This window comes from Citrobacter sp. NCU1, from assembly GCF_010231475.1.
Taxonomy (GTDB): domain Bacteria; phylum Pseudomonadota; class Gammaproteobacteria; order Enterobacterales; family Enterobacteriaceae; genus Citrobacter_D.
In genome coordinates this window covers 26386-37511 of the sequence record NZ_NRDO01000071.1, presented here as the reverse complement: position 1 = coordinate 37511, position 11126 = coordinate 26386, and the positions used below count along the sequence as shown (strand labels likewise).

13 protein-coding genes are annotated in these 11126 nt (G+C 51.8%); 4 read left to right on the top strand and 9 right to left on the bottom strand.

Translation table 11 applies throughout. The features are described 5' to 3' along the window. The 6 genes from CJP72_RS19885 to ulaA all read right to left on the bottom strand — a co-directional run. Positions 1 to 483: L-ribulose-5-phosphate 4-epimerase (locus tag CJP72_RS19885; protein WP_162383050.1), on the bottom strand; the 483-nt coding region annotated here is incomplete at its 3' end. Next, a complete protein-coding gene (ulaE, locus tag CJP72_RS19880) occupies positions 483 to 1337 on the bottom strand; it encodes an L-ribulose-5-phosphate 3-epimerase UlaE (protein ID WP_162383049.1) in 855 nt (284 codons plus the stop codon). The genes ulaE and CJP72_RS19885, both read right to left, overlap by 1 nt. Positions 1338 to 1346: 9 nt before the next feature. Further along, entirely contained in the window at positions 1347 to 1997 is a 651-nt protein-coding gene (gene ulaD, locus CJP72_RS19875; protein ID WP_162383048.1) for a 3-keto-L-gulonate-6-phosphate decarboxylase UlaD, read from the bottom strand. A 13-nt stretch (positions 1998 to 2010) separates the two neighbouring features. Beyond that, positions 2011 to 2475 (bottom strand): PTS ascorbate transporter subunit IIA, encoded by a 465-nt coding sequence (gene ulaC / locus CJP72_RS19870; RefSeq protein WP_162383047.1) that lies wholly within the window; start codon positions 2473 to 2475, stop codon positions 2011 to 2013. Between the two features lie 9 nt (positions 2476 to 2484). Continuing rightward, a complete protein-coding gene (ulaB, locus tag CJP72_RS19865) occupies positions 2485 to 2790 on the bottom strand; it encodes a PTS ascorbate transporter subunit IIB (protein WP_162383046.1) in 306 nt (101 codons plus the stop codon). A 15-nt stretch (positions 2791 to 2805) separates the two neighbouring features. Further along, complete coding sequence (gene ulaA, locus CJP72_RS19860; RefSeq protein ID WP_162383045.1) at positions 2806 to 4203, bottom strand: PTS ascorbate transporter subunit IIC; 1398 nt, start codon at positions 4201 to 4203, stop codon at positions 2806 to 2808. A 362-nt stretch (positions 4204 to 4565) separates the two neighbouring features. Between ulaA and ulaG the strand changes: the two genes are divergently transcribed. Further along, positions 4566 to 5630: an L-ascorbate 6-phosphate lactonase gene (gene ulaG / locus CJP72_RS19855; RefSeq protein WP_162383044.1), complete on the top strand. Its 1065-nt coding sequence runs from the start codon at positions 4566 to 4568 to the stop codon at positions 5628 to 5630. A 105-nt stretch (positions 5631 to 5735) separates the two neighbouring features. Beyond that, entirely contained in the window at positions 5736 to 6491 is a 756-nt protein-coding gene (gene ulaR / locus CJP72_RS19850) for an HTH-type transcriptional regulator UlaR (RefSeq protein WP_162383043.1), read from the top strand. Here the strand turns inward: ulaR and yjfP are convergent. Next, positions 6488 to 7237 carry an esterase gene (gene yjfP, locus CJP72_RS19845; RefSeq protein ID WP_162383042.1) on the bottom strand — a complete coding sequence of 250 codons (750 nt, stop codon included), beginning with the start codon at positions 7235 to 7237 and terminating at the stop codon, positions 6488 to 6490. The two genes, ulaR and yjfP, sit on opposite strands and share 4 nt — an antisense overlap. A gap of 183 nt (positions 7238 to 7420) precedes the next feature. Between yjfP and bsmA the strand changes: the two genes are divergently transcribed. Together bsmA and yjfN are read left to right on the top strand one after the other, a co-directional pair. Then, on the top strand, positions 7421 to 7750 hold the full coding sequence (bsmA, locus tag CJP72_RS19840; RefSeq protein WP_162383041.1) for a biofilm peroxide resistance protein BsmA: 330 nt from the start codon (positions 7421 to 7423) through the stop codon (positions 7748 to 7750). Between the two features lie 146 nt (positions 7751 to 7896). After that, on the top strand, positions 7897 to 8172 hold the full coding sequence (gene yjfN / locus CJP72_RS19835; protein WP_162383040.1) for a DUF1471 family protease activator YjfN: 276 nt from the start codon (positions 7897 to 7899) through the stop codon (positions 8170 to 8172). 79 nt (positions 8173 to 8251) lie between these two features. Here the strand turns inward: yjfN and CJP72_RS19830 are convergent, their stop codons facing one another. Together CJP72_RS19830 and CJP72_RS19825 are read right to left on the bottom strand one after the other, a co-directional pair. Then, positions 8252 to 9874, bottom strand: a complete 1623-nt coding sequence (locus CJP72_RS19830) for an isovaleryl-CoA dehydrogenase (RefSeq protein WP_162383039.1) — start codon at positions 9872 to 9874, stop codon at positions 8252 to 8254. Between the two features lie 84 nt (positions 9875 to 9958). Then, positions 9959 to 11125 (bottom strand): glutathionylspermidine synthase family protein, encoded by a 1167-nt coding sequence (locus tag CJP72_RS19825; protein ID WP_162383038.1) that lies wholly within the window; start codon positions 11123 to 11125, stop codon positions 9959 to 9961. Position 11126 lies beyond the last annotated feature (1 nt).

Here is an 11126-nt window from a genome sequence, read left to right as displayed (position 1 = left end):
CCCTGGCGTATGCAGGGGTTCCACATCACCCAGCGTTTCGATAATCACCTTTCCGGTGTTCAGTTCATATTCCCCCTGCACCTCTTCTTCGCTTAACGCCCTGGTACAAGGAATATCACCAAAAAAGTAGTCCGCGTGCGTCGTACCCAGTGCAGGAATAGCGCATCCGGCCTGTGCCCATGCCGTTGCATGGGTAGAATGAGTATGAACCACACCGCCTAGCGACGGATAACGACGATACAGCGCCAGATGAGTCGCGGTATCCGACGACGGACGGTACTGCCCCTCCACCACCTTGTCGTTCATATCGACCACCACCATGTCATCCGCTTTCATGGTTTCGTAGGCGACGCCGCTGGGTTTGATCACTACCAGCCCACGTTCGCGATCAATCGCGCTAACGTTGCCCCAGGTAAAAGTCACCAGCCCGTAGCGAGGCAGATCCATGTTGGCCTCAAACACCTGTTGTTTGAGCTTTTGCATTATGCTGCCTCCACCAGACCGGCACTGGCCATACGCGCTTTCACCCAATCACGCGCTTTCGCCACTTCCACCGCCGGGTTTTTCGCCGTTTCACTCCACATCTCAATCAGGTACGGCCCGCAATAGCCACTCTGTTTAAGAGTCTCAAAACAGCGTTCGAAATCAACAACGCCTTCGCCAAACGGCACATTTTTAAACACACCAGGTTTCGTGTCTTTGACATGGACGGCGACGATATGCCCAATCCCGGCCTGTAGTTCCATCTGCACATCGTTGTCCCATGCCGACAGATTGCCGATATCGGGATAAAGCTGGAACCATGGATTGTTCAGGTAGTGCGCGTAACCCAGCGCCTTGCTGATAGAGTTCATCAGTGGGTAATCCATAATCTCCATTGCCAGTGTCACCTGGGCGCGGCTCGCCATCTCCACGCTTTCTTTCAGCCCGTCGCGGAAACGACGACGCGTTTCGTTATTGGCCTCCTGGTAGTAAACGTCGTAACCCGCCAGTTGAATAACACGAATGCCAACGTCCTGAGCGAACTGGATGGCTTTGCACATAATCTCAAGCCCCTGCGCCCGCACCGTGTCATCTTCGCTGCCGAGCGGGAAACGACGATGCGCACTCAGGCACATGGAAGGAACCCGTACACCGGTTTCAACAGTAGCGCCGACCAGCGCCAGACGTTCTTTACTGCTCCAGTCGAGGCGAGACAGACGTTCGTCGGTTTCATCTACTGACATCTCGACGAAATCAAAACCCAGTTCTTTCGCCAGCCGCAGACGTTCCAGCCAGCACTCCCCGGCAGGGAGCGCTTTTTCATAGATGCCAAGCGGGATCTGTTTCGACAGCATAGCCGCTCCTTAACCCCACAGTTGGGCGATGGAACGTTTGAATTGACGCGCGGCTTCCACTGGGGAGGCGGCATCACGAATACTGCGGCCAGCGATAAAGACGTGAATCGGAATACCTTTGAACAGCGGCAGATCTTCCAGCGCCAGACCACCCGTGACGGTGACTTTAAAGCCCATATCGCAGAGGCGTTTGATGGCAGAAATATCCGCGTCACCCCATGCCACGCCAGCGGCCTGTGCGTCACGACTGCGGTGATAAACGACTTGTTGAATTCCTGCGTCACGCCACTCCTGTGCCTGCTCCCAGGTCCAGAAGCCGGTCAGTTCGATCTGCACATCGCCGTTAAATTCTTTCGCCACCTCCAGCGCGCCTTTCGCAGTGTTAATATCCGCGCAGCAAATAACGGTCACCCAGTCGGCGTTAGCCTCAAAACACATGCGGGAAAGGATTTTCCCCGCGTCGGCGATTTTAGCGTCTGCCAGCACAATTTTATGTGGGTAAAGTGCTTTCAAATCTCGAACCGCACGTACACCTTCTCCCACGCACAGAATGGTACCCACTTCAATAATGTCGACCTCTTCAGCGATCAGGCGAGTCGTTTCGTAGGCGCGATCCATAGTCTGGTTGTCCAGCGCGACTTGTAACATTGGTAATGACATGTTCAATTCCTTCTTAAGCAGCCGCGTTGGTGCGGTCAATTAAATCCAGCACTTCCTGCGTGGTCCGGCAGGCGCGTAAACGGTCAAAATTGGCTTCATCTTCAAACAGGTTGACGATCTGCATGATGCCCACTTCCTGGTGCGTGTTGGCATCGACCGCCGCCATGGTAATAAGGATATCCACCGGGTCGTTGTCTTCGTGGTTAAACTCCAGCGGCTTCTTCAGCGTCACCAGCGCAAAACCGGTTTTCTTAACGCCCTCTTCCGGGCGCCCGTGCGGCATCGCCAGACCTGGCGCGAGCACAAAGTACGGGCCGTGTTGTTCAACCGCATCCAGAATGGCCTGGTAGTAGCGTGGCTCCACCACATCCGCCGCCACCAGCAGATCAACGCCGATTTTCACCGCTTCCTGCCAGGTATTCGCTTCAGCCTGCAAACAGATCGCGTTATTCTCTGCCAACGAATCACGTAGTTTCATGGCGCGCCCTTATTTCACGTCCTGTGGGAAATGCTCTTTGATCACTTCCAGTAGCTTCGGACCAAAATCAGCAGGGGAAAGCATGTTGCGCACGCCAACCACATGTTTGTTGCCCGTCACGCTAATCTCACCGGCAATATGCGTAGAGGCAATGATGATATCGGCACCACTGAGTTCACTTTTGTACTCCCCCACAGCGCAGCTATTTACCGTGTGGTCGATATTTGACTGGGTTAAAAACTGATCCACTTTCATCTTCATGATCATGGAACTGCCCTGCCCGTTACCACACACAGCCAGAATACGTACGGTCATAATAAAAACTCCTTATTAAGCAGAGTGTTCTGCCAGTTGTTTTTCTGCATCTTCTTCAGCACGCAGTGCGCGTCCCGCGAAGAACATATAAGCCAGTGCGATAATGATGATGACAGCCATAAACGCGATGCCGACAGAGACGAATCCCTGCATCATCGGCGGTGCCAGAATTGACCAGTCCGCCATCCCCATCCAGGCGCTCATGCCGGTGAGTTTCACCGCCCAAACGCAACCGAAAATTTCAATCATGCCCATCACCAGGCAAATCTTCAGCGCCGCACGCCAGCCGCCAAAGTGGTTAGCGAACACACCTATGGTGGCGTTAGAGAAGAACATCGGGATGAAACCAGGAATAATCAGGATCGAAGAGCCGCAGGCCACCAGGATACCAACCGCAATCAACTGGCCGATAGTGCCCCACATAAAGCCCCAGACCACGGCGTTCGGCGCGAAGCTATAAATCGCGGCACAGTCGATCGCCAGTACAGCGCCAGGAATCAACCGCTGTGAGATACCGTTGAAAGCTTCAGAAAGTTCGGCGACGAACATACGTACGCCTTGAGTGATGATGAAAATAGCCACCGCGAAGGAGAAACCGGTTTGCAGGATATAGACCGTCCAGTGCACTTTGCCCGCCATTGCCTGCACGGTATCAATACCGAAAGAGAGCAAAATCGCGCCGAAGAAAACCGTCATCACAATTGCGGTAGAAACGATGTTGTCATGGAAGATGTTTAACCAGCCGGGCAGCTTAAGATCTTCAACGCTCTCCTCTTTTTTACCCAAGTAAGGGGCAATTTTATAGGCAACCCAGGAAGCAAACTGCTGTTGGTGACCAATAGAGAAACCACAACCGTCGGTCACTTCCTGGGTCGGCTTGTACATCATATTGGCGGTGATACCCCAGTAGAGGGAGACCAGTATTGCCGTGCAAATAATGGTGGTCCACATCGGGTAGCCGAAGATATAGAGCGAGACCGCGATCAGCCCCGCCTGTTGGAACATAATGTGCCCGGTAAGCATGATGGTACGGATGCCCGTAATACGACGCAGCAGCACGTAACAGATGTTCAGTGCCAGCGCCAACAGTACGGCATAGCCCACCCAGCTATAAGCCTCCCCCATGCGTTCAATCGTCGCCATCATGGAAGCGTAAGTATCGGAAATAGCGCCATTGATGCCGTATACCTCAGACATCTTTGCCACAACTGGTTTGAAGGTACTGGTCAGGATGCCGGAACCGGCCTGCAACAACATAAAACCAATAATAGTTTTTATCGTGCCTTTGATAATAACGCTGACACTCTTGCGCAACAGGATATAGCCCAGGCAAGTTACAATACCTAGCAACAACGGGGCGTTGGTCATCACCTGATTAAAGAAAACGGTAAAGATGTTGTAGAGGATCTCCATCACTATCTCCAGTAGCCGAATTTTCTGAACATAATGCATGCTCAGGATGTTGTGCACACACTCTAATTTTCAAAATCAATCACAACAAGATTGAATTTGATTAAACGTGACGTACCACGCAATAATTCCCACACTTCTGATGATGACTTAGTTCTGTTTGATGAAAACCAAAATTACCCCATATAAATCAATAAAATAACAAGTTTTCACGTAACACCACCCCTCATAAGCCATACCTTACCGCAATAAACTCAAGCAATATTAAAAGAATAATTCGTTGCCACCCCAACAAAAGAGTGCCAGAATCAATCAAAACGAATCATCAAATGATTTAATTTGCACAAACATGAAGGTAAATGGCGATGAGTAAAGTGAAAAGCATCACACGTGAATCATGGATCCTGAGCACCTTTCCTGAATGGGGAAGCTGGCTGAATGAAGAGATCGAACAGGAGCAGGTCGCAGCCGGCACATTTGCTATGTGGTGGCTCGGCTGTACCGGTATATGGCTGAAATCCGAAGGCAGTACCAACGTGTGCGTCGATTTCTGGTGTGGCACCGGCAAGCAAAGTCATGGCAATCCACTGATGAAAAGCGGTCACCAGATGCAACGTATGGCGGGCGTGAAAAAGCTACAGCCAAACCTGCGCACCACACCGTTTGTCCTTGATCCTTTTGCCATTCGCCAGATCGACGCCGTATTGGCGACACATGATCATAACGATCACATTGACGTCAATGTTGCCGCCGCCGTGATGCAAAACTGCGCCGACAACGTCCCCTTCATCGGACCACAAACCTGTGTCGATTTATGGGTGGGTTGGGGCGTACCGAAAGAACGCTGCATCGTGGTGAAACCGGGCGATGTCGTTAAAGTAAAAGATATTGAAATTCATGCGCTTGATGCGTTTGATCGCACAGCTCTCATCACGTTGCCTGCCGATCAAAAAGCCGCTGGCGTGCTGCCGGATGGTATGGATGTCCGTGCCGTTAACTACCTGTTCAAGACGCCGGGGGGCACGCTGTATCACAGTGGCGATTCCCACTACTCAAACTACTATGCAAAACATGGAAATGAGCATCAGATCGACGTAGCTCTGGGTTCCTACGGTGAAAACCCGCGTGGTATTACCGACAAAATGACCAGCGCCGATATGCTGCGTATGGCTGAAGCGTTAAATACTAAAGTCGTCATCCCGTTCCACCATGATATCTGGTCAAACTTTCAGGCCGACCCACAAGAAATACGCGTACTGTGGGAGATGAAAAAAGACAGGCTGAAGTACGGTTTCAAACCGTTTATCTGGCAGGTAGGCGGTAAATTTACCTGGCCCTTGGATAAAGATAACTTCGAATATCACTATCCGCGCGGTTTTGATGACTGCTTTACCCTTGAGCCTGACCTGCCATTCAAATCTTTCCTGTAATCGTTCGCAATGCCGGGTTTTCCCGGCATTTCTCCATATTTATTTTAGTATTTTCAGGCTATTTCAAATATCATCTTTTAAAATCATTTTTTATCGGAATAGCTCATGACAGAAGCACAAAGACATCAAATCTTACTGGATACGCTCTCACAATTGGGCTTTGTGACCGTTGAGAATGTCGTCGAATGCTTAGGAATCTCCCCGGCAACAGCCCGTCGGGACATCAACAAACTCGACGAGATCGGTAAGCTCAAAAAAGTACGTAATGGCGCCGAGGCTATCACTCAGCAGCGCCCACGCTGGACGCCAATGAACTTGCATCAGGCCCTGAATCACGATGAAAAGGTACGTATCGCCAAAGCGGCGTCCCAACTGGTGAACCCAGGTGAAAGTGTTGTGATTAACTGCGGTTCAACTGCATTCCTGCTTGGTCGCGAGATCTGCGGTAAGCCGGTGCAAATCATCACTAACTACCTACCACTGGCGAACTATTTGATCGACCAGGAGCATGAGAGCGTGATTATCATGGGGGGACAGTACAACAAAAGTCAGTCTATTACGCTAAGTCCACAGGGGAGCGAAAACAGTCTGTATGCCGGTCACTGGATGTTTACCAGCGGCAAAGGGCTGACAGCAGACGGCCTATACAAAACCGACATGCTGACAGCCATGGCTGAGCAGAAAATGCTGAGCGTAGTGGGAAAACTGGTCGTGCTGGTCGACAGCAGTAAAGTGGGTGAGCGCGCGGGTATGCTGTTCAGCCGCGCCGATCAAATCGATATGCTGATTACGGGTAAAAATGCTAACCCTGAGATCCTACAACAGCTTGAAGAACTAGGAGTCAAGATTCTGCGAGTTTAAAGATGCTGGCGAAAAAAGGAGATTGTGGCCGCCAGGGCTTCTGGCGTAATGCGGTGGCGAACTCCCGCTTGCCATAAACAGGTCAGATTCTTCTCCAGTCCCAACTGGCTCAATGCTTGCTGCAAGCGTAATGATTCTGCGACAGGAACCACGTCATCTTCCTGTCCATGCCACAGCAGTAGCGGTCTGCTTGCCACATGAGCCAGTTGATCCGTCACTTCCCACTCGGCCAGCGGGGCAAGTATCTTGTCGAATTCAGCCTGTTGCGAAGGTGTTTCCATCGGAGACGGGGGAAAGAGCGTCTGTGCCAGTTGGGTGAAATACCCCGATCCCATCAGACTGGCAACACATTTTACCTCTGGATGACGCGTCATAATGCCCAACGCGGTCATCCCCCCCATCGACGCGCCTCCCACCGCCAGGCGTTCGTTCAAAATCCAATTTTCCGCCTGCACTGCCGCACGTAACGCAGCGAATTCCTGCATATTTTGCTGCAGAATTTGCCAGAATTGCCAGGTTCGCCACTGTGCATCACCGGTAAATCGCACACCATGCTCCGGCGCATCAGGCATAATAACCCGATACCCGGCCTGTGCCAGTGCGACTGCGAAGTAACTGTAAACGAGGCTGGAAGAGGTGAAACCATGATAAAAAATGAGACAAGGCAGTGGAGTCTCACGTTTTCCCTGCGGAAACGCATGAAGAACGGGATTCTCTGCCAGGTTCCGAGTTTCAATCTCTATCATTTTTACACCTCTTTTATTCTGGTATGCCACGGCAAAATTCATAGCGCAAGTTTATGCGTTCGACAATGATTCACAATGTTGAGAACTGGGTTACGCTTTCGCAACATTTTCATTCGAAAATCGCGTGAGAGATAACAATTCGGGAACATTCCCCCTAAAGGGAAATTAATAAGGCACTACACTATGGCTATCAGGAAACGAGATAGAGTTATGCGCCGGTTTGCCTCTTTGATACTGGTTTTGTTCTTAAGCGGCTGCAGTGTACTTCAGGGTACTCCGCAACCTGCACCACCCGTCACTGACCAACCTCAGGAAATTCGCCGCGACCAGTCGCATGGTTTGCAACGAATGGGGACGGTGAGCGCCATGGTTCGGGGTTCCCCGGATGATGCCGTGGCGGAAATCAGAGCAAAGGCCATCGCCGCCAAAGCAGATTATTACGTTATTTTGTTGGTCGATGAAACCATCGTGACAGGTCAGTGGTATTCGCAGGCCATTTTATATCGTAAATAACAGTAGATTGATTTTTAGTCAGTTTTACATTGCTTTGCGTGCCTATGCGTTTACCTGTGCACAATAAACCGACAGCAGGGTGCTGGAGGTTTATTACCGCGACGGAATGCCCTACCCCGGTGGGGAAACGTAAAATGGAGCTGACGATGAAACATTCTCTTGCCTTATCCTCACTGCTGCTTCCTTCCGGACTGGTGAGTACTACGGCACAGTCTGCCGAATTCGCCAGTGCTGATTGTGTCACAGGCCTGAACGAAATTGGCCAGATCTCCGTCAGCAATATTGCAGGGAACCCGCAGGATGTGGAACGTATCGTGGCGTTAAAAGCCGATGAGCAAGGCGCCTCCTGGTACCGGATTATTCAGATGTACGAAGATCAGCAGCCTGATAACTGGCGCGTACAAGCCATACTGTATGCCTGATTCTTTATGTATGCCGGGTGACACCCGGCATACGAATCTGAGCGCTTTGCCCCCCAGAGAGCCTCGATCCAGGCCTTATCTAGCGTAATCCCCCTGTTGCTCTCAGCAGCAAATCGTTCTGTACCTGAGTGGACAAGCGAGCCACGCCGCGCGTATCCAGCATCATCTGACACCAGGCCTGTGCTACTGGCGGAGATGCATACCGCAGCATTTGTGCCCCACAACCGAGCAGGAAGAGTTGCTGCGCGATCTCCCGCCCGTGTTCCTCAGAAGGCCTGCGTAATCGCTGCTGGAGTTGACGTACTGCGCGATCGTAATAACGGTCCTGGCCTTTAACTTCGGCAAAGGCATCGGCCAGCAACTCGTCAACACCGCTTTGTTTGCTCAACACCCGAAGCACGTCCAGGCACATGATATTGCCTGAGCCTTCCCAAATACTGTTCACCGGCATTTCCCGGTACAAACGCGGCAACTCGCTCTCTTCGCAATACCCCATTCCGCCGAGCACTTCCATCGCTTCAGCGACAAACGAAATACCGCTTTTGCACACCGCGAACTTCGCGGCAGGCGTGAATAAACGCGCCCAGAGCGCTTCTTTCTCGTCGCGACGGCGCTCCCACGCGCGAGCCAGTCGAAACAACAATGCCGTCTGACCTTCAAGCTGTAACGCCATACGACTCAAAACCTGACGCATCATTGGCTGTTCAACCAACGGTTTGCCAAATACCTGCCGTTGATGGGCATGATAGATCGCCACGGAAAATGCCCGGCGCATCATCCCATGACTGCCCAGCGCACAATCAAAACGCGTCATTCCCCCCATCTTTAGAATATGCCGGATACCCTCGCCTTCCTCGCCTAATAGCCAGCCAATGGCATCCTGAAACTCCACTTCGCAACTGGCGTTAGAACGATTACCCAACTTGTCTTTAAGCCGTTCAAAACGGATGGCATTTCGCTGCCCATCAGGCAAAAAGCGCGGAACAAAGAAGCAAGAGAGTCCGCCTTTTGCCTGAGCCAAAACAAGATGCGCATCGCTTTGCGGGACGGAGAAAAACCATTTGTGCCCCACCAACCGGTATGCGCCATCATCAAGGCGTTCCGCGTAAGTGGTATTGCTCAGAACATCAGAGCCGCCCTGCTTTTCCGTCATTCCCATGCCAATCAGCAGACCACGCTTTTGCGCGCCCGGGAGAAGATGAGAGTCGTAGCGATCGCTACCAAGAGGCGTCTGCCAGTTTTGAAAGGGAACGGGCAACATCTGTCGTAACAGAGGTGTTGCCGCAAAGGTCATCGTGATAGGGCAAAGCGTTCCCGCTTCCACCTGGGCATGCAGCATAAAACGCGCCGCCCTGGCAACAAACGACCCCGCTCTGGCATCGTCTTCCCAGGCCAGATTATGTACGCGATTCGCGCATAACCCCTGCATCAGCAAGTGCCAGGCCGGGTGAAAACGCACATCATCCAGACGCTGTCCTTGTGGGTCGTAACGCAATAATTCAGGGGGATACATGTTTGCCAGACGCCCCAATTCCAGCGATTCTGCGGTGCCTAACTGTTGACCAATGCTGGCGAGCAGATCGCTATCCCAGCCAGCACCTTCACGGGCGACGGCTTCGCACAGCGCGCCATCAGACAAAAATAAATTGCTGTTATTGAGTGGAACGGGTTGATTAAAAACGGTATGTGTTTGCCAGTGCATTGTGTTTCCCTCCTCCAATGGCAGTAACTGTAAGTATGGTCAGTACTGCGCCAGTGACGACGGAGAGAGATCACAAAAGCAGGATCACCCTGAGATATAATGAGGGACGAAACGTGAAGTATCTTTCGTAATCAAAGTATTATCCTCTCTTATTCCCATACCTGACGCCTCATCATCAACAATCCAACTGCCGATCAGCGTGTAACTCTCGCCAAAACGCGGCAACGGCTGAAACGCCTGGTAGATCATCGGTTCATCCGCGTAATCCCCTTCGGCATGCTCAATAACGTTGTGCTTGCCATCAAACAGGGTGACGTTAGCGCCTTCACGGGAATAGATCGGTTTGCGCACGTAACTTTCCCCGGGCGCAATCTGCGGTTTTTCCTCATCAAACCAGGCCGGCAACAGATTGGGATGATTGGGGAAAAAGCGCCACAGCAGCGGCATCAACCCTTTATTACTGAGAACGCTCTTCCACAATGGTTCAACCCACTGTTCGCGCCGTTTTCGTAACAAGGGACCGTAATCGTCGCGCATCATCCACTCCAGCGGGTAGAGCTTAAAAGCACGTTTAATCACGTTATCGTCGAGATCGGTCAGCACGCCACCGACGCCAAGACCGAGTTCCTCAACATAGATAAACCGCGTCTCTTGTCCAGCCTGCTGCGCGCAATCCTGCAGATACAACACGGTAGCGCGATCTTCATCGCTTTCTGCGCAACAGCAGAAGTAGAACGGTTCCTTACTGTAAAGCTCACCAAAGCGGGAGATCAGACGTTCCTGAATCGCGTTGAACTGATCGACATCACGCGGGATCATGCCATTGCGCCGGGCATCTTCCAGCCACAGCCACTGGAAATAGGCAGCTTCATACAGCGAGGTGGGTGTATCGGCGTTGTACTCCAGCAACTTGACCGGGGCGTTGTTACCGCACCAAACGAAATCCATCCGTCCGTAAAGGGAAGGATCGCGGTTGCGCCAGCTTTCTGCGATAACATCCCAGTACAGCGGCGGAATCGCCAGTTGCTGCATAATATGTTCGTCATTAACCGCCCGCTCAACCACGTCCAGACACATCTGGTGAAGCTCAGCAGTCGGTTTTTCGATCTGTTCTTCAATCTGCCGCAGTGTAAACCGGTATGCCCGGCTCTCATCCCAGTAAATTTCGTTGTCGATAATATGAAAATCGAAACCGTGATCGTGGGCGATCTTGTCCAGATCTCTGCGCACAGGGACAGCATGTCGCAGCATG